Origin of the sequence: Sorangium sp. So ce302, assembly GCF_051530145.1 — a bacterium.
Classification (GTDB): Bacteria; Myxococcota_A; Polyangia; order Polyangiales; family Polyangiaceae; genus Sorangium; species Sorangium cellulosum_B.
Genome location: NZ_CP150326.1, coordinates 2,861,257 through 2,878,842, shown reverse-complemented (window position 1 = coordinate 2,878,842; position 17,586 = coordinate 2,861,257). Strand labels below are relative to the sequence as shown.

The following is a 17,586-nucleotide window of genomic DNA, read 5'->3' as shown; positions in this document are numbered from 1 at the left end:
TCGGCGCGCCGGAGGCAAGGAACTCGATGGTGACCACCCCGCACTTCGATCTCATCATCCTCGGCACGGGGCCGGGCGGCGAAGGCGCCGCCATGACGGCCGCGAAGCACGGCAAATCGGTCGCGGCGATCGAGCGCTACGCGCGGGTCGGCGGGGGCTGCACCCACTGGGGGACGATCCCCAGCAAGGCGCTGCGCCGCGCGATTTACCACATGAACCTGATCAACCAGAGCCCCATCTACAAGCGGATGGATGTGGTTCCGGAGTACCCGTTCGCCGAGCTCCTCGCGACCGCGAACCGCGTCATCGACGAGCAGGTCGATCTGCGCGAGAGCTTCTACGACCGGAACCGCGTCCAGCTCGTTCCGGGGCAGGCCAGGTTCGTCGATCCGCACACGATCGAGGTGGAGAGCGACGGCGGCCAGCGCCGGCGGTACACGGCCGACAGCTTCGTCATCGCGACCGGCTCGCGCCCGTACCGGCCGGCCGACATCGACTTCAGCCACCCGCGCGTCTTCGACAGCGACACGCTGCTGCGCATGGATCACACCCCCCGGAGCATCACCATCTTCGGGGCGGGCGTCATCGGCTGCGAGTACGCGTCGATGCTGCGCAACATGCAGGTCGCCGTGAACCTCGTGAACACGCGCTCCCACCTCCTGGAGTTCCTCGACGACGAGATCACCGACGCGCTCGGGTACCACTTCTGCGACAAGGGGATCCGCGTCCTGAACGGCGAGGAGCACGAGGCGGTCGAGGCCACGAAGGAGGGCGTCGTGCTCTCCCTGAAGAGCGGGAAGAAGCTCCGGAGCGAGGTCTTCCTCTGGGCCAACGGGAGGTCGGGCAACACGGCCGATCTCGGCCTGGAGAGCGTCGGCATCACGCCGAACAAGCGCGGTCAGCTCGAGGTGAGCGAGACCTTCCAGACGAGCCAGCCGCACATCTACGCGGTCGGCGACGTGGTCGGCTTCCCGGCGCTCGCGAGCGCGAGCTACGACCAGGGCCGGTACGCGGCCAGCCACATCTGCGGCCACGCCGACGACAAGCTGGTCCGGGACATCCCCACGGGCATCTACACGACGCCCGAGATCTCGTCGCTGGGCAAGAGCGAGCGGGAGCTCACGGCGGAGAAGGTGCCCTACGAGGTGGGAAAGTCGACGTTCAAGACGCTCGCGCGCGCGCAGATCACGGGCCAGCAGGTCGGGATGCTGAAGCTGATCTTCCACCGCGAGACGCTCGCGCTGCTCGGGATCCACTGCTTCGGCGAGAACGCCGCGGAGATCATCCACATCGGGCAGGCGATCATGTCGCAACCTGCGCCGCACAACACGATCCGGTACTTCGTGAACACGACGTTCAACTACCCCACCATGGCCGAGGCCTACCGCGTCGCGGCGCTCGACGGGCTGGGGCGCGTGTTCTGAGGGCGCGCGGCACCCGAGCGCCCCCGGGCCGCCCCTGGCAGCGTCCGGCGAGTCCGTGGCGTGCGTCAGGGCTGTCGAGGAGGGCAGCGGCGCGCGGGCGCTCGGATCGGCGGTTGCCAGCGCGCGGCGCGGGGGTGATACTCCCCGGAGGAGCACGCTGTCATGGCCGCCGCTGCACCCCTCCTCGTCCCCCCTGCCGGCGCCGCCGACGCGGGCGCGGCGAACGGCTCGGAAGACCAGCTCTTCGTCGTTCATGACGTCTCGTGGGAGGAGTACGAGGCCATCCTGGCCGCCCTCGGCGACCGAGCGGGCGTGCGGGTGACGTACTGCGAGGGAGTGCTGGAGCTGATGAGCCCGGGCGGACCGCACGAGGGGCGGAAGACGATCCTTGCCCGCCTCGTCGAGGCCTACGCAGAGGAGGCGGAGCTGCCTCTCAGCGGGTACGGCAGCATGACCGTCCGCAAGAGGCTCGCGGAGCGGGGCGTAGAGCCGGATGAGTGTTACGTGCTCGGGACGGTCGAGGACGGCGAGATCCCGGAGCTCGCGATCGAGATCATCGAGAAGAGCGGGACAATCAACAAGCTCTCCGTCTATGCGGGGCTCGGCGTGCCCGAGGTCTGGTTCCTGAAGAAGGGAAAGCTCTCCATCCACCTCCTCGGCCCGGACGGCTACGCGGAGGTGGGGCAGAGCCGGCTCCTGCCGGGGCTCGACGTCGTGGGGCTGACGGAGTTCATGCTGCGCAAGGGGGATCAGACGACCGTGGTGCGCGCGTGGCGCGCGAGGCTCCGGGAGCGGGGCGCCAGGTGAGCTCGGTCCGCTGAGCGACGAAGCGCCGTCCACCGAGGCGCTTCGCGACCAGCCTCCTACCCCCCGCCGCTCGCCCGCGCCGCGCACGCCGCGGCGATCGCCTCCGACCCCGCCTCTCGCGCCACGATCTCGCACGCGCGCCACGCCGCGAGCCGCTCCGGCCCCGCGGCGCCCCGCGGCGCCGCCGCGACCCGCGCCTCGACCGAGCGCGCGAAGGCGTCCAGCGCCGCCTCGTCCCCGCGCTCCGACAGGAGCGCGCCCAGCGTGAGCGCCGCGTGCGCGACCTGCCGCTCCGCGCCCGGGTACATCGCCTCCGCGAGCGCCTCGACGAGCGCCGGGAGGTCGCGGCGCGCCGCGGCCTCGCGCGCCCGCACCTCGGGCGCCGCGGCCTCGGCCCCTGCGACGCCGAGGCGCCGCTCCAGGTAGCCGACCACCGAGCGGGCGACGCGCTGGAACGAGGCGAGCCCGTCGGTCGGCGCCTCGAGCACGCCGCCCCCGGCGCGCGCGCCCGCGACGTCGAGGTCGAGCACGATGACGAGATCCTCCCGCTCCCCGATGACCAGGAGGTCGCGCGCCCAGTCGAGCGAGCGCTCCTCCGCGAGCCACGCCGTCGCCCGCGCGACGTCGCCGCGCGGCAGGATCAGCGTGCCGTCCGGGAGCGCGATGCCGTCCGCCGCCGCGTAGAGCGCCGCGAGATCCGGCGGCTCGGTCAGCGCGAGGGACCACGCGCCCGCCCCTGCCGCCGGGGGCCGCGCCTCCACGCCAGCGCATGCGAGCAGCGCGGCGACGCGCGACGCGAGCGCGCCGGCCGCGCTCACGGCGCCCGCCGGCAGCTGCAGCGGCAAGCCCATCGCCACGGCGTGCATCTCGATGCCGCGAGGCTGCGCGAACGTGTCGCCGGTGCCATCCGGTTGATGCTCTCGGTCATGTAGATGCTCTTCGGCGCGAAGCCGTCGCGGGGCGCGACGAACAGGCGCGCAGCGTAGTAGATCGGATCGACCACGTCGACGATCGACTGCGCGAGCGAGATCGCGGGGTGGAGCTCGTGCTCCGCGCTCCGGCGAGCCCGGAAGAAGCCGTCGAGGACCGAGTCCATCTCGTGGATGTACTCGTCCAGGATCCTGAGGCGCCGCGGGTTGTGGTGGCCGTCGAGCCGGACCATGTCGCCCTCGCGGCGCAGATCGTTCGGCCACGCCCGCTCTGGTCTTCGTCCATGCTCTCCACCCACTACGTTCCAGACGAGCGAGGAGAGAGCGAGGAAAACGAGGCCGAGCCGCGCGTTCCGTCGCGAGGTGGCCGACTCCGACCTCAGCGAGCGGGCGCCGCAGCGCGCGCCGACGAGGGTGACTTCGGCTTGTGCTTCATATATATATGATTTAGGTGCTCCGGATGTCCCTGGAAGGCAGGATCGCGCTCGTCACGGGTGGGGGTCGCGGCATCGGCCGGGCGATCGCCGAGCGGCTCGCGCAGGGCGGCGCGCGCGTCGCCGTCGCAGGCCGCACGCAGGCCGAGATCGAGGAGACGGCGGCGGCCATCGGGGGCGTCGCCGTCCAGCTCGACGTCGGCGATCGCGAGGGCGCGCCGCCGGCGATCGCCGCGCTCGAAGCCCAGCTCGGGCGCATCGACGTGCTCGTCAACAACGCGGGCGTCGCCGAGAGCGCGCCGTTCGACAGGACCAGCGACGCGCTCTGGGACCGCATGCTCGCGGTCAACGTGACCGGCGCCTTCGCGCTCTGCCGCGCCCTGATCCCGAAGATGATCGCGCGCGGGTTCGGGCGCGTCGTCAACGTCGCCTCGACCGCCGGGCTCGTCGGGTGCGCCTACTCGACCGCGTACTGCGCGTCGAAGCACGCCATGGTCGGAATGACCCGCGCCATCGCGCTGGAGATCGCCCGGACGCCGGTGACCATCAACTGCGTCTGCCCCGGGTGGGTGAACACGAGGATGGCGGACGAGGCGATCTCCCGCATCGCCGAGAAGACCGGGCGGGGCGAGGACGCGGCGCGGCGGTCGCTCGAGTCGATGTCGCCTCAGGGCCGGATGGTCGAGCCCGGCGAGGTCGCGCTCGTCGTGGCGATGCTCTGCAGCGACGAGGCGCGCAGCATCCATGGCCAGGCGATCCCGGTCGACGGGGGGCAGGTGATGCGGTGAACGGCGATCTCGAGATCGTGCAGCCGGCCGGGTGGCCTGCGCCGCGAGGCTACGCCAACGGCGTCGTGACGAGCGGCAGGACGCTGCACATCGCGGGGCAGATCGGGTGGGACCCCGCGTCCGGGCGGTTCCGGAGCGACGATCTGGCCGAGCAGTTCGCCCAGGCGCTCGACAACGTGCTCGCGGTCGTCGCGGCCGCCGGCGGGGAGCCGGGCGACGTCGCGCGCATGACCGTCTACGTGACCGATCTCGAGGCGTACAGGGGCTCGCTCCGCGCGATCGGCGCCGCGTGGCGGGCGCGGTTCGGCAAGCATTTCCCGGCGATGGCCCTCCTCGGCGTCGCGGGGCTCGTCGAGCGGCGCGCGCTCGTGGAGATCGAGGCCGTCGCGGCGCTCGACGCGCGCGGCGGGGGCGGCCCGTGAGGCGCGGGGCGCCGGCGAGGCGGCCGCTCGCCGTGGTCCCCCCGCCGGAGAGCGCGCGCGGCGACCAGGCCGCCGTGCGCGCCTGGGTGCGCATCCTCGCGGTCCACAAGCGCGCGCTCGCGGCCATCCGGGAGGACCTGGAGCACGAGATGACCCTCCCGCGCTTCGACCTCCTGGCGAACCTCGTGCGCAGCGACGGGCAGACGCTCGCGTCGCTCTCCCGCAGCATGCTCGTCACGGCGGGCAACCTCACCGGGCTCGTCGATCGCGCGGCGCGCGACGGCATGGTCGAGCGGCGGGCCGACCCGAGCGACCGCCGCGCGTGGCGGGTGCACCTGACCGCCAAGGGGCAGCGCGCGTTCCGCGACGCCGAGCGGCGGCACGCCGCGCGCGTGGCGAAGGTGTTCTCCGGGCTGAGCCCGGCCGAGCTCTCCACGCTGACGCGGCTGCTCGACAAGCTGCGCACCACGCTCCGCGAGCCGGACATGCCCGTCCCGTCGCGCCCCGGCAGCGCCCGCGCGCACGCCGAGCGAAGCGCGCGGAGCCCCCCGCGGCGCACGCGGACGAAGCCCTGATCGCGCGAGGCTCGCGTCCGGCGCGCGCCGGACCCAGGAGATGCCCATGACCCTCACACCCCGCTCCTTCCAGCTCGAGCTCAGCCGCGGCGTCGCGGAGATCACGCTGAGCCGCCCCGACCGCCTGAACGCCCTCACCTTCGAGGTCTACGGCGAGCTCACGGCCACGTTCCGCTCGCTCGAGCGCTCGGCCGCGCGCGCGGTCGTGCTCACCGGAGCGGGGCGCGGCTTCTGCTCGGGCGGCGACGTCGAGGGGATCATCGCCGAGCTGTTCGCGCGCGACGCGCGGGGGCTGCTCGAGTTCACCCGCGCGACCGGCGCGCTGATCCAGAGCATCTGCGAGCTCCGGCGCCCGGTCATCGCCGCCGTCAACGGGGTCGCCGTCGGCGCGGGCGCGGTGATCGCCGCCGCCTGCGACCTGCGCATCGCCGCGGCGAGCGCCCGCTTCGGGTTCATCTTCCCCAAGGTCGGCCTGTCCGGCGCCGACATGGGCGCCTCGTACCTCCTGCCGCGCATCGTCGGCCAGGGGCGCGCCGCCGAGCTGCTCTTCTTCGGCGATCTCATCGGCGCCGACGAGGCGCTCCGCATCGGCCTCGTGAACCGCGTCGTCGCCGACAGCGACGCGCTGGGCGTGGCGCGCGGCTGGGCCGAGCGCCTCGCGCGCGGGCCGGCGTTCGCGCACGCGATCACCAAGCAGATGCTCGAGAGCGAGCGCACGATGCCCCTCGCCGCCGCGATCGAGGCCGAGGCGCAGGCGCAGGCCATCTGCATGGCCCACCCCGACTTCCGCGAGGCCCACGAGGCGAACAGGGCGAAGCGCCCGCCGCGCTTCGAGGGCGCCGACCGGGGCGACGCGCCGGCCGCGCCCGGCGACGCCGACGCGCCCCCCACCCCGCGGTCCACCGGCCAGGAGACGCCCCGCGTATGAGCGGGCTCGCGCTCTCCTCCGCCGAGCTCCCCGTCTTCTTCGAGGAGCGCCACGCCGCGCTCGCCGCGCGGCTGACGCCCGAGGCGCTCGCGCCGCTCGCGCGGCTCGCCAAGACGCACGACGCCGCCGCCGTGGCGCGCAGCATGGGCGAGCCGCTCGGGCTCTACGCGCACCTCGTCCCCGAGGCGCTCGGCGGCGCGCCGAGCCCCAGCGGCCTCCCCGGGGACGCGACCGCCATCGACGTGCGCTCGCTGGTCCTCATCCGCGAGGCGCTCGGCCAGGTCGCCCCGCTCGCCGACGCGATCTTCGCGGTGCAAGGGCTCGGCTCGTACCCGATCGTGCTGGCTGGCAGCGACGCGCAGCGCCGCGCGATCTTGCCCGACGTGCTCTCGGGGCGGCGCATCGGGGCCTTCGCGCTGACCGAGCCCGAGGCGGGCAGCGACGTCGCCTCGCTGAGGACCGAGGCCCGCCGCGAGGGCGACGGGTGGGTCCTCGACGGCGAGAAGGTGCTGATCTCGAACGTGCCGCTCGCGCACCACCTCGTGGTCTTCGCCCGCACGGGCGCGCCGCCGCGCGAGGGCGGCGGCGCGGCGGGCGAGCGCGGCGGCGGGCGCGCCGCGATCACGGCGTTCCTCGTCGACAGCGGCGCAGAGGGCGTCGCCTCGGAGCCGCTCCCGATGTCGGTCCCGCACCCGATCGGCCGGCTCCGCTTCGAGCGCTGCCGCGTTCCGGACAGCGCGCGGCTCGGCGAGGTGGGCGGCGGCTTCAAGCTCGCGATGCAGACGCTCGACGCCTTCCGGATCTCGGTCGGCGCGGCGGCGAACGGGATGGCGGCGCGCGCGCTCCGCGAGGCGATCGCGCACGTCACGCGGCGGAGGCAGTTCGGGGCGCCCCTGTCCGAGCAGCAGATGGTGCGCGCCTACCTCGCCGAGATGGCGACCGAGCTCGACGCCGCCCGCCTGCTCGTCGCCCGCGCGGCCCACAAGCGCGACACGGCTGCGGCGGGCGCGGCGGCGCGCGTCTCGACCGAGGCGGCCATGGCGAAGATGTTCGCCACCGAGGCGGCGCAGCGGATCATCGACCGCGCGGTCCAGCTCCACGGCGGCATGGGGGTCATCGAGGGGACCGAGGTCGAGCGGCTGTACCGCGAGATCCGGCCGCTGCGCATCTACGAGGGGACGACGGAGATCCAGAAGCTCATCATCGCGAAGGGCATCCTCGAGCGCGCCGCCGCGGAGCCCCCTGCCGACGAGCGCGCTCGCGACGGGGCGCGGTAGCCATGTGGAGGCCGCCGGAGAGGATCCGCCACGCGCTGCCCCGCGAGGAGCCCAAGGCCGCGGGCGAGGCGGCGCGCGCGCGCCTCTTCTCGCCGCTCCGCCTCGCCTCGGGCCTCGAGCTCGCCGAGCGCTCGTGGGTGCCCGCGATGGTCCCGTGGCGCGCGACGGAGGAGGGCGTCGTCACGCAGGACGTGCTCGACTGGTACGGCCGCTTCGCCGAAGGCCAGCCCGGCGCCCTCGTGGTCGAGGCGACCGGGATCCGCGACGTGCCGAGCGGCCCGCTGCTCCGCGCCGGGCACGATCGGTTCGTCCCGGGGCTCCGGGAGCTCGTCCGGACGGTCCGCGCGCGGAGCGCCGGCAGGACGCGCGTGTTCCTGCAGCTCATCGACTTCCTCCGCATCCGCAGGCGCCCGGCGAAGGACAGGTTCCTGCGGGAGTTCCTCGAGATCACCGGCGCGCACCGGCGCGCCCTGTCCGAGGCGCTCGGGGAGCCGCCGCTCCGGGACGCGCCGGAGCTCGAGGTGCGCGAGCGGCTGCTCGCGCTCGACGACGCGCGGCTCGAGGCCGTGCTTGCGCCCCGCGAGCTCGAGGCGCTGCGCTTCGGCGAGCGCGAGCGCGTCACCGACGTCGCGCTCCCTCACATCCGCGATCTGCCGCGGACGCTGCCGGGCCTCTTCGCCGCGGCCGCCGTGAGGGCGCGCGAGGCGGGCTTCGACGGGGTCGAGCTCCACTACGCGCACGCCTACACCATGGCCTCGTTCCTGTCCGCGCTGAACACCCGCCCGGACGGCTACGGCGGCGATCGCGAGCGCCGCGCGCGCCTCCCGCTCGAGGTCTACGCGGCGGTGCGCGCCGCCGTCTCCGCTCGCTTCACGGTGGGCTGCCGCTTCCTCTGCGACGATGTCATCGCGGGGGGCAGCCGGGTCGACGACGCGGCGTTCTTCGCGCTCGCGTTCGCGCGCGCCGGCATGGACTTCCTTTCGCTGTCGACCGGCGGCAAGTTCGAGGACGCGAAGCAGCCCAAGGTCGGCGAGGCCGCGTACCCCTACACCGGCCCGAGCGGGTACGAGTGCATGCCGACCGCGCTCTCGGACGCGGCGGGGCCGTTCGGGCGGCAGGTGCCGAAGCAGGCGCAGATCCGGCGCGCCCTGCGCGAGGCCGGCCTCGGCACGCCGGTCGTCGTGGCGGGGGGGATCTGCACGTTCGCCCAGGCCGAGGCGATCCTCGCGCGCGGCGAGGCCGATCTCATCGGGGCTGCACGGCAGACGCTCGCGGATCCCGACTGGTTCCTGAAGGTGCGGCTCGGGCGCAGCGGTGAGGTCCGACGCTGCATCTATTCCAATTACTGCGAGGCGCTCGATCAGCGCCACCGACCCGTGACGTGTCAGCTCTGGGATCGCGAGGGGCTCGACGAGCCGGGGGTCGCGACCACGGAGGGCGGAAAGCGGCGGCTCACGGCGCCGCGATGGAGGCGAGAGGAGGCGTGACGATGACCGCACCGACGTTCCCTGACGAGCTCAACCTCGCCGACTACTTCCTGTTCGATCGGCTGCGCGAGGGGCTCGGCGACAAAGTCGCGCTGCTCTTCGGCGATCAGCGGCACACCTACGCCGACGTCGCCGAGAAGGTCCGGATGCTCCAGGGGCACCTCGCCGTCGAGGGCGTCGCGATCGAGCAGCGGGTGCTCATCGTCCTGCACGACTCGCCCGCGTTCGTCTGGGCCTTCTTCGCGGCGCTGAGCCACGGCGCCGTCGTGGCGATGGGCAACCCCGAGGCGCCCGCGCCCGACCTCGCGCACCTCGTCGAGTACACGCGGGCCGCCGCGGTCGTCACGATCCCGCGCGTGGCCGAGGCGCTCCAGGGCGCGCTCGCGGCCACGGACGTCCGCACCGTCGTGCTCGTGCCCGAGGTCCCGACCGGCGGCGATCTCGAGGCCGATCTCCCGGTCTCGCCGGCCCTCGCGGCGCTGCGGGGCACCTCGCTCCGCGGCGCCCTCGCGCAGGGGCGCGCGGCGCTCGCGGCGGAGCGCGCCCCGGCAGGCCCCCGCCCCACCCGGCGCGACGACATCGCCATCTGGCTCTTCACGTCCGGCTCCACCGGCAGGAGCAAGGCGGCCATGCACACGCACCGCGACTTCGCCTTCAACACCGAGCGCTACGCCAAGGCGACCGTGGGCTACCGCGAGGACGACATCACCGTCTCGGTGCCGCGCCTCTTCTTCGGCTACGCCACGGGCACCAACCTGATGTTCCCCTTCGCCGTCGGCGCGACGTCGGGCCTCTTCGTCGAGCGGCCGACGCCGGAGTCGCTCGCGCGGTACATCGAGCGCTATCGCCCGACGGTGGTCACCAACGTCCCGACGATGATGGGCAAGCTGCTCGACGACGACGACGCCCGCGCGGCGCGCGGCGAGCCGCGCCTCGACCTCTCCAGCGTCCGCTTCCACCTGTCCGCGGGCGAGGCGCTGCCGCCGGCGCTCCTCGAGCGCTTCCGCGCGCGGTTCCACGCCGACGTCTATGACGGCATCGGCTCCGCGGAGATGTTCCACATCTACTGCACGAACCGCCCCGGCGATGTTCGCCCGGGGTCGCTCGGCCGCGTCGTGGAGGGGTACACGATCAAGATCCTCCCCTCGGACGCGGCCGGGCCGGGCGCGCCCGAGCTCCCGCCCGGCGAGACCGGCGTCATGTGGGTGAAGGGCGACTCGGTCGCGCTCGGCTACTTCCAGGATCGCGAGAAGAGCTGGGGCACCTTCCACGGCCACTGGTGCCGCACCGGAGATCTCTTCCGCATGGATGCCGAGGGCTACCTCTGGTTCAGCGGGCGCGCCGACGAGCTGCTCAAGGTGGGCGGCGTCTGGGTCGCGCCGGTCGAGGTGGAGGAGTGCCTGACCGAGCACCCGGCCGTCAGCCTCGCCGCCGTGATCGGCGCCGAGGAGGCGGGCCTCGTGAAGCCGAAGGCGTTCATCGTGGTCCGCGACGACGCGCGCGGCCGCGTCGCCACCGACGAGGGGAGGGCCGAGCTCGCCCAGGAGCTCAAGGCCTTCGTGAAGGACCGGCTGAGCAAGCACAAGTACCCGCGCTGGGTCGCCTTCGTCGATGACGTCCCCAGGAACGATCGCGGCAAGGTCGATCGCAAGGCGCTCCGGCAGCGCGAGGCCGCCGGCGAGAACCCGGCGGGCCTTTAGCCCATGCAGGCCGCGCCGCGCCTCGCGGAGCTCACGACGGAGGAGCTCGCCGCGCTCCTGTCGGGCGGCGCGCCGTGCGTCGCGCTCGTGCCGGTCGGGTCGGTCGAGCCGCACGGCCCGCACCTGCCGCTCGGTACGGACACGCTCATCGGCGAGGCCGCGGCCGAGCAGGCCGGCCGCCGGCTGTGGGCGCGCGGCGTCGCTGCGCTCCTCGCCCCGTCCATCGGTTATGGCGTGACCGACTTCGCGGCGGGCTTCGCCGGCGCGATCTCGATCCCGGCGCCCGCGCTCACCGCCTTTCTGCGCGCCGTCGCCGAGGCCTACCTGTCGGCCGGCCTGTCGCATGTCTGCTTCATCAACAACCACCTCGAGCCGGAGCACGACAGCGCCGTGCGCGCCGCCACCAGCGACCTGCCCCTGGGCCGCGCCTCGGTCGCGTGCCCGCTCGCGCGCCGCTGGGCGCGGACGCTCTCCGCGGAGTTCCGGAGCGGCGCCTGCCACGCGGGCCGTTACGAGACATCGCTCGTCCTCGCCGCGGCCTCCGCGCTCGTCCGGAAAGACATCGCCCGGGACCTGCCGGACCTCGACCTGAGCCTGTCGGAGGGCATCAAGGCAGGAGCGAAGAGCTTCCGCGCGCTGGGCATGGACGCCGCCTACACTGGATCTCCGCGCGAGGCGTCCGAGGACGAAGGCCGCGCGCTGCTCGATCTGCTCGCGACGATGATTGTCACCGAGGTCGAAGAAGGCCTCTCCAGCGCTTCCGCCCACGAACCCGCGCGGGGAAAAAGCACCAGGTAAGCCGACGAGCGCTCAGGTAGACAAAAGCAGGCATCTCTGCCCCAGCACCACCACCCCTCACGCTCGCCTGAACGGCAGAATCCGCCATCGACTCACGCGCCCCGGCAAGCTGATCACCGGCGGTTCAGGCGGATGTAGCTGCTCATGTCGCGCGGCACGCGCAGAACGCGAGCGAAACGTGAGCGAAACGTGAGCGAAATGCGAGCGAAATGTGAGCGGCATCGCAAATGTGTCTCGCGGCGCTCGACACTTACCAAGGATTCGAGCAATAATGCTTAGTTTTGCTCCGACATCACAAGCAACATCAACAGATTTTTGACAGCAAACCTCTATTCCCAATTGACGCATTCAAATCAAAGCCGTAAAACGGTATCGTTTTCCTCGCGCGCTGTTTGACGCCAGAACGATCCGACGGCTGACCTGATGAAGGTGATGCTTTACGGCGCGCAGGCAGATGGTGGTTTTGGCGGGGGCGCTCTCTGGCGTTCCTGCGCGACGGCATCACACGAAGCCTCGCGGGCGGAGCTGGCCCGACGACGCGGATCGGAGAGCATCATGAGGAATCGAACGATCATGAGAGGGTCTCGGCATCTGCTCCTGGCCTCTTTCGCCGCCGCCTCCGGCGCGGCGCTCGCCGGGTGCGTCGGCGCACAAGACGAAGGTGGCGAGCTGCTCGGTGAGGCGCAGCAGGCCGCGACCGTCTGTGTGACTCTCCAGCGCACCGGGGCGACGGGCGTGGTCCAGGATGCCCTCATCAATTCGGCCTATCCCACTTACACGCCCACCGGGGCCGACATGTACGCCGGCAGGACCGGCACTGCCGAGACCGGCTTTACCTACATGCGTGGGCTGATCGCGTTCGATCTCTCGTCGATCCCTGCCGGCGCCTCCATCGTCTCGGCGTATCTCTACCTCAACATCGGCGCCTTGACCCCCGACGTGATGCGGGTGCACCGGATCACGACGCCCTGGGACGAGAACACCGTGACGTGGGACTCGCACTCGGGCGCCTGGGATCCCACGGTCCTGGGAACCCTCACGGCGAGCTCGGGATACATATACGCTTACCACACGGTCAGCCTCACCAGCACCGTGCAGAGCTGGGTGAACGACCCCACCACGAACAACGGCGTGTTCTTCGAGCAAACCCTGAATCGCACCCACATCCGAACGAGCGAGAGCTCGGTGGATCGGCGGCCGTATCTCCGCGTCTGCTACGACAGCGAGACGGGGGGCTCGACGGCGACGTCGAGCAGCTCCAGCGCCTCGACGACCTCCACCACGACGTCGAGCTCCAGCTCCTCGACGAGCTCCGCCACGACGTCGAGCTCCAGCTCCTCGACGACCTCCACCACGACGTCGAGCTCCAGCTCCTCGACGACCTCCACCACGACGTCGAGCTCCAGCAGCGCGGGCGGCGCCGGGGGCGCGGGTGGTGCCGGCGGCGCGGGCGGTGCGGGGGGCGCGGGTGGTGCCGGCGGCGGAGGCGGGGGCGGCGTGCCTGGCCTGCCGATCAGCTGCAACAGCAGCACTCCTGGCGCAGGTGCCAATTGCGGCGTCGAGGGGGGCGATAACTGCTGCTCGACCCTTCCGGTCCCGGGCGGCACGTTCAACCGGCTCAACAACGCGGGTCTGCCGGCGACGGTCAGCAGCTTCTACCTCGACAAGTACACGGTCACGGTGGGGCGCTTCCGGCAGTACCTCGAGCAGACCGGCGGCCCGACCCAGGCCAACCCGCCGGCCGCCGGCGCGGGTGCACACCCGAAGATCCCGAACAGCGGCTGGGACCCGTCGTGGAACACGTATCTCGCGGCCAACACGAGCGCGCTCAAGACGGCGCTCATCTGCGATCCCTATGGATGGCCGTCCTGGAGCGACATCCCGGGAGCCAAGGAGAAGAAGCCGATCGTCTGCGCGACGTGGTACGAGCTGTTCGGATTCTGCGCGTGGGACGGCGGCCGGCTGCCGACCCAGGCGGAGATCAACTACGCCTCTGCCGGCGGCAACGAGCAGCGCATCTTCCCGTGGGGCGGCTCGAGCGTCGAGAGCATCATCGGCGTCAACCAGGACGGCTCCACGGATGTCACACGGTATGCCTCCTGGTGCTGCCAGGGTGACGGCACGGTCGCGGGTGATGGAACGAACCGCTGCCTGGGTGAGCCGTACCCGAGCAACTATCCTTGCGCGCACACGGATCTCACGGACGTCGGCAAGTTCCCCCAGGGCGCCGGGCGGTGGGGGCAGCTCGACCTGGCCGGCAACGCGTACAAGGCCACCCGTGACGGTTCGGATAACTATCAGCTGCTGATGCCCTGCAACGACTGCTCGCGGCTCGACAACACCTCGAGCGCACGCTTCATGCACGGCGGCAGCTTCCTGGCCGCAGGGTACAAGCAGACGACGGACTTTCGGGCTTCCTACGCGGGCACCTCGCGGCGCTACTACGTCACAGCGACGTGCGCGCGCGATCTCCCCACGCCGTGACGCCGCTCCAGCCGGCGGCCCGGCGAGGCGACCGCGCGCCGCCCTGGTGAAGCCGGCGGGCGAGGATCCGCCGCACACCGCGCCAAGGCGCCCGCCGGCCCTGCTGGGCCTCCAGGCGGGCGCCTCCTGCCGGCGAGCCGCTCGCTCCCGTGCCCTCCCGCTCTCCTGAACCCCCCTTGAACTTGGCCCTCGCCGACGCCTCCTGATACGCGCGCTCCATGCGCGTGAGAGGTGTTTTCCTCCTGCCGGCGATAGCGCTCGCGACGCTGAGCGTGAGCTGCCCGCGCCCTGCCTCCGAGCCCGCCGCGACCTCCCCGGCCCCTGCGCCCGCCTCCGCCGTCACCGCGCCGCTCGCCGCAGCCGCGCCCGCCGTCGCTGCCCCGGCGCCCGCCGCCGCCCGCGCGGAGGACGCCGCGCCGCCGGGCGAGGAGGCCGCGAGGACGCCGGGCGCTGTCGCCGCGGGGCCGGGCGGCGACCCGCTCGCGTTGCCGGCGCTGCCGCCGGAGCTCGTCGATGACGGATCCGACAAGCTGCCCGAGATCGATCCTCCCCCGGCCACCTCGCCGACGGCGGCCGAGGAGGAGGTCCACGAGCTCGCGAGCATCGCCAGGGAGACGTGGATCTTCGCCGAACCGCGCTGGACCAGCCGGCGCATCGGGTACCTGCGCGCCGGCGCTGTGGTCGCGCGCAGGCCGGAGCCCTCCGGCAGGACGTCGTGCGCCGAGGGCTGGTACCGCATCGAGCCGAACGGCTACGTCTGCATCGGCGCCAGTGCGACGCTCAACATTCACGACCTGGCGGTCGAGGCATCGTCTCGCCGCCCGGTCCGTCGGTTCGCTTCGCCCAGCTTGCCGGTCGTTCGTGGCGAGGCCGCGCCTGCCACGACACAGGCGGGCGAGACAACACTTGCCGCGGCGCCGTCGGGCGAGGTCACGCTTGCCGCGACGCAGCCGGGCGCAAACGCACTTGCTGCGACGCAGCCGGGCGCAAACGCACTTGCCGCAACGCAGGCAGGCGCAAACGCACTTGCCGCGACGCAGCCGGGCGCAAACGCACTTGCCGCGACGCAGGCAGGCGACGCGACAACCCTGCTCGGCGGCCTGCCCTACACGTACGTGATGTCTCGCTCCCCGACCCCGCCGCTCTATGCGCGCCTTCCGGACGAGGACGAGCAGCGCGGCGCCGAGCCCGACCTCGCCGGGCACCTGCTCCGCGCCGCGACCGCCGCGCGCGCGCCCGACTTCGTCGCGCCGCCGCCTCCGGACGCGACGCCCTCGGTCCTGCTCTACGGGCGGCCGGCGCCCGGGCTCGCCGGCGATCGCCGCTCTCCCGACGCGCTCGTCCTGGGCCGCGCCCGGACGCGCTCCGGCTTTGCGTTGCTCTCGACGTTCGATCACGACGGGCGCCGCTTCGGCCTGACGACCGACCTCGCCGTCCTGCCGCTCGACCGCACCCGCGTCATCCGGCCGAGCGCCTTCGCCGGGCTGGCGCTCCCTGAGGGCGTCACCTTGCCCGTGGCCTTCGCCAGGCGCCGCCACGCCGCGCGCCTCGTCCCGGGCGGGCGCGGGGGCGTCACCCGCGCCCCGCTCCGCTTCCGCGAGGCGATCCCGCTGTCCGGCGCCTCGCGGCGCCTCGGCGGCATCGACTACCTCGAGGCGCGGGACGGCTCGCTCGTCCGCACCGACGAGGTCGTGCGCGTCGACCCGCTCCCCCGGACCCCTGCGTGGGCGGTGCGCGGGCGGAAGTGGATCGACGTCTCGATCGACAAGCAGAGCCTCGTCGCCTACGAGGGCGCCCGCCCCGTCTACGTGACGCTCGTCTCGACGGGGGCGGACGGCCTCGGCGATCCCAAGACGACGCGCTCTACCATCCAGGGGCTGTTCCGCATCCACACGAAGCACGTCACGGTCACGATGGACGGCGACGAGGAGGACGAGGATCCGTTCGACTTCCGCGACGTGCCTTTCGTCCAGTACTTCACGGAGGGCTTCGCGTTCCACGCGGCCTACTGGCACGACGATTTCGGCGCCCCGCGCAGCCACGGTTGTGTGAACCTCTCTCCGCTCGACGCCGCCTGGCTGTTCGAGTGGACGACGCCCGAGGTCCCGGCCGAATGGCACGGCGCGCTCTCGCTACGGAAGGGCACGCTCGTCTCCATCCGCCCCTGAGCCGGCGGCCCGCCGGCGCTGCCCCTTCCGCGCCGCGCGAAGGCACGCTACACGCTCGCTCCATGGCCATCCAGGAGCCCCTCTCGCTCGATCAGCTCATGGCGATCGATCCGCTGCTCTCCGAGGAAGAGCGCATGATCCGCGACGCCGTCCGTCGCTTCGTGCGCGAGCGGTACCTGCCGCGCGCCGCGGACCTGTTCGCGCGCGAGGAGTTCGCGACCGACCTGATCCCCGAGATCGCCGCGCTCGGCCTGCTCGGGGGCTCGCTGACCGGCTACGGCTGCGCCGGCATGAACTCGGTCGCTTACGGCCTCGCGCTGCAGGAGCTGGAGTATGGCGACAGCGGCCTGCGCAGCTTCGTGAGCGTCCAGGGCTCGCTGGCGATGTATCCGATCTGGAAGTACGGCTCCGAGGCGCAGAAGCAGCGGTGGCTTCCGAAGATGGCCGCCGCCGAGCTGATCGGGTGCTTCGGCCTGACGGAGCCCGACAGCGGGTCGGATCCGAGCTCGATGAAGACCCGCGCCCGGAAGGACGGGAGCGCGTACGTGCTGACGGGCACGAAGATGTGGATCACGAGCGCGCCGATCGCGGACCTCTGCGTTGTGTGGGCCAAGGTCGATGACGGAGGGGCCGAGTCCATCCGCGGCTTCGTGGTGGAGCGCGGGATGAAGGGGCTGGAGACGCCGCTCATCCACGGCAAGATGAGCCTGCGCGCGAGCCCGACCGGCGAGATCGTGCTGAACGAGGTGCGCGTGCCGGAGGAGAACGTGCTGCCAGGCGTGGTCGGCCTGAAGGGCCCGCTCGGCTGCCTGACCCAGGCGCGCTTCGGCATCGCGTGGGGCGCGCTGGGCGCCGCGCGCGCCTGCTACGAGACAGCGGTCTCCTATGCGCGCGAGCGCGTCCAGTTCGGCCAGCCGATCGCGTCGCGGCAGCTCATCCAGTCGGAGCTCGTCGAGATGGCGACGGAGATCGCGAAGGGGCAGCTCATGGCGCTGCACTTCGGCCGGCTGAAGGACACGACCGGCATCAGCCCGGTGCAGGTCTCGCTGTGCAAGCGGAACAACGTGGGCTGGGCGCTCAAGATCGCGCGGACCGCGCGGAGCGTGCTCGGCGCGAACGGGATCCTGCTCGATTACCCGGTCATCCGGCACATGCTCAACCTGGAGAGCGTGTACACGTACGAGGGCACCGACGAGGTGCATTGCCTGATCCTCGGCAACGCGATCACGGGACACAGCGCGTTCTGAGGGGATGTCGGCGGGTGGCCTGCGCTGGCAGGCTGTTGCGCGCGTGACCCGCCGCGCGCCGAGGTAGGGCTCGCCCGTCGGCCAGGCGAGCGAGAGGAGTCGTGGTACGCTCGCGGCC

At 72.7% G+C, this 17,586-nt stretch carries 15 protein-coding genes; 13 read left to right on the top strand and 2 right to left on the bottom strand.

All coding sequences use genetic code 11. The features are described from left to right. Positions 1 to 26 precede the first annotated feature (26 nt). Together sthA and WME73_RS11210 are read left to right on the top strand one after the other, a co-directional pair. Complete coding sequence (gene sthA, locus WME73_RS11215) at positions 27 to 1,424, top strand: Si-specific NAD(P)(+) transhydrogenase (RefSeq protein ID WP_437915663.1); 1,398 nt, start codon at positions 27 to 29, stop codon at positions 1,422 to 1,424. 162 nt (positions 1,425 to 1,586) lie between these two features. Next, positions 1,587 to 2,231, top strand: coding sequence for a Uma2 family endonuclease (locus tag WME73_RS11210; RefSeq protein ID WP_437745453.1), 645 nt, complete (start codon positions 1,587 to 1,589; stop codon positions 2,229 to 2,231). A gap of 56 nt (positions 2,232 to 2,287) precedes the next feature. On the opposite strand, the gene WME73_RS11205 is transcribed toward WME73_RS11210, so the two are convergent. Together WME73_RS11205 and WME73_RS11200 are read right to left on the bottom strand one after the other, a co-directional pair. Then, positions 2,288 to 3,082: a hypothetical protein gene (locus WME73_RS11205; RefSeq protein ID WP_437917378.1), complete on the bottom strand. Its 795-nt coding sequence runs from the start codon at positions 3,080 to 3,082 to the stop codon at positions 2,288 to 2,290. Next, positions 3,046 to 3,393 carry a hypothetical protein gene (locus WME73_RS11200; protein WP_437915662.1) on the bottom strand — a complete coding sequence of 116 codons (348 nt, stop codon included), beginning with the start codon at positions 3,391 to 3,393 and terminating at the stop codon, positions 3,046 to 3,048. Before WME73_RS11200 ends, WME73_RS11205 begins: the two co-directional genes overlap by 37 nt. Before the next feature lie 227 nt (positions 3,394 to 3,620). Between WME73_RS11200 and WME73_RS11195 the strand changes: the two genes are divergently transcribed. The 11 genes from WME73_RS11195 to WME73_RS11145 all read left to right on the top strand — a co-directional run bounded on the left by WME73_RS11195 (position 3,621) and on the right by WME73_RS11145 (position 17,468). Continuing rightward, the gene (locus WME73_RS11195; protein WP_437917377.1) at positions 3,621 to 4,382 is read left to right on the top strand and encodes an SDR family NAD(P)-dependent oxidoreductase; all 762 of its coding nucleotides are present in this window, start codon (positions 3,621 to 3,623) and stop codon (positions 4,380 to 4,382) included. After that, positions 4,379 to 4,804, top strand: a complete 426-nt coding sequence (locus WME73_RS11190) for a RidA family protein (RefSeq protein ID WP_437745450.1) — start codon at positions 4,379 to 4,381, stop codon at positions 4,802 to 4,804. Before WME73_RS11195 ends, WME73_RS11190 begins: the two co-directional genes overlap by 4 nt. Before the next feature lie 32 nt (positions 4,805 to 4,836). Continuing rightward, a complete protein-coding gene (locus WME73_RS11185) occupies positions 4,837 to 5,379 on the top strand; it encodes a MarR family winged helix-turn-helix transcriptional regulator (RefSeq protein ID WP_012234634.1) in 543 nt (180 codons plus the stop codon). A 40-nt stretch (positions 5,380 to 5,419) separates the two neighbouring features. Then, positions 5,420 to 6,307: an enoyl-CoA hydratase family protein gene (locus tag WME73_RS11180; RefSeq protein ID WP_437870483.1), complete on the top strand. Its 888-nt coding sequence runs from the start codon at positions 5,420 to 5,422 to the stop codon at positions 6,305 to 6,307. Beyond that, a complete protein-coding gene (locus WME73_RS11175; protein ID WP_437915661.1) occupies positions 6,304 to 7,584 on the top strand; it encodes an acyl-CoA dehydrogenase family protein in 1,281 nt (426 codons plus the stop codon). Before WME73_RS11180 ends, WME73_RS11175 begins: the two co-directional genes overlap by 4 nt. A gap of 2 nt (positions 7,585 to 7,586) precedes the next feature. Further along, on the top strand, positions 7,587 to 9,071 hold the full coding sequence (locus tag WME73_RS11170; RefSeq protein WP_437745446.1) for an NADH:flavin oxidoreductase: 1,485 nt from the start codon (positions 7,587 to 7,589) through the stop codon (positions 9,069 to 9,071). A gap of 2 nt (positions 9,072 to 9,073) precedes the next feature. Then, positions 9,074 to 10,771 carry a benzoate-CoA ligase family protein gene (locus WME73_RS11165; protein ID WP_437915660.1) on the top strand — a complete coding sequence of 566 codons (1,698 nt, stop codon included), beginning with the start codon at positions 9,074 to 9,076 and terminating at the stop codon, positions 10,769 to 10,771. Positions 10,772 to 10,774: 3 nt separating this feature from the next. Next, the gene (locus WME73_RS11160) at positions 10,775 to 11,569 is read left to right on the top strand and encodes a creatininase family protein (RefSeq protein WP_437915659.1); all 795 of its coding nucleotides are present in this window, start codon (positions 10,775 to 10,777) and stop codon (positions 11,567 to 11,569) included. A gap of 573 nt (positions 11,570 to 12,142) precedes the next feature. Next, entirely contained in the window at positions 12,143 to 14,053 is a 1,911-nt protein-coding gene (locus WME73_RS11155) for an SUMF1/EgtB/PvdO family nonheme iron enzyme (protein ID WP_437915658.1), read from the top strand. 218 nt (positions 14,054 to 14,271) lie between these two features. Further along, positions 14,272 to 16,221 (top strand): L,D-transpeptidase family protein, encoded by a 1,950-nt coding sequence (locus WME73_RS11150; RefSeq protein WP_437915657.1) that lies wholly within the window; start codon positions 14,272 to 14,274, stop codon positions 16,219 to 16,221. A gap of 62 nt (positions 16,222 to 16,283) precedes the next feature. Further along, entirely contained in the window at positions 16,284 to 17,468 is a 1,185-nt protein-coding gene (locus WME73_RS11145) for an acyl-CoA dehydrogenase family protein (protein WP_437745442.1), read from the top strand. Positions 17,469 to 17,586 lie beyond the last annotated feature (118 nt).

Bases quoted from the DNA above. Each gene is read 5' to 3' on its own strand.
- WME73_RS11160 (WP_437915659.1), top strand. From the start codon at position 10,775: ATGCAGGCCGCGCCGCGCCTCGCGGAGCTCACGACGGAGGAGCTCGCC.
- WME73_RS11200 (WP_437915662.1), bottom strand. From the start codon at position 3,393: ATGGTCCGGCTCGACGGCCACCACAACCCGCGGCGCCTCAGGATCCTG.
- WME73_RS11195 (WP_437917377.1), top strand. From the start codon at position 3,621: ATGTCCCTGGAAGGCAGGATCGCGCTCGTCACGGGTGGGGGTCGCGGC.
- WME73_RS11150 (WP_437915657.1), top strand. From the start codon at position 14,272: ATGCGCGTGAGAGGTGTTTTCCTCCTGCCGGCGATAGCGCTCGCGACG.
- WME73_RS11180 (WP_437870483.1), top strand. From the start codon at position 5,420: ATGCCCATGACCCTCACACCCCGCTCCTTCCAGCTCGAGCTCAGCCGC.
- WME73_RS11175 (WP_437915661.1), top strand. From the start codon at position 6,304: ATGAGCGGGCTCGCGCTCTCCTCCGCCGAGCTCCCCGTCTTCTTCGAG.
- WME73_RS11165 (WP_437915660.1), top strand. From the start codon at position 9,074: ATGACCGCACCGACGTTCCCTGACGAGCTCAACCTCGCCGACTACTTC.
- WME73_RS11205 (WP_437917378.1), bottom strand. From the start codon at position 3,082: ATGGGCTTGCCGCTGCAGCTGCCGGCGGGCGCCGTGAGCGCGGCCGGC.
- WME73_RS11145 (WP_437745442.1), top strand. From the start codon at position 16,284: ATGGCCATCCAGGAGCCCCTCTCGCTCGATCAGCTCATGGCGATCGAT.
- sthA (WP_437915663.1), top strand. From the start codon at position 27: ATGGTGACCACCCCGCACTTCGATCTCATCATCCTCGGCACGGGGCCG.
- WME73_RS11155 (WP_437915658.1), top strand. From the start codon at position 12,143: ATGAGAGGGTCTCGGCATCTGCTCCTGGCCTCTTTCGCCGCCGCCTCC.
- WME73_RS11170 (WP_437745446.1), top strand. From the start codon at position 7,587: ATGTGGAGGCCGCCGGAGAGGATCCGCCACGCGCTGCCCCGCGAGGAG.
- WME73_RS11210 (WP_437745453.1), top strand. From the start codon at position 1,587: ATGGCCGCCGCTGCACCCCTCCTCGTCCCCCCTGCCGGCGCCGCCGAC.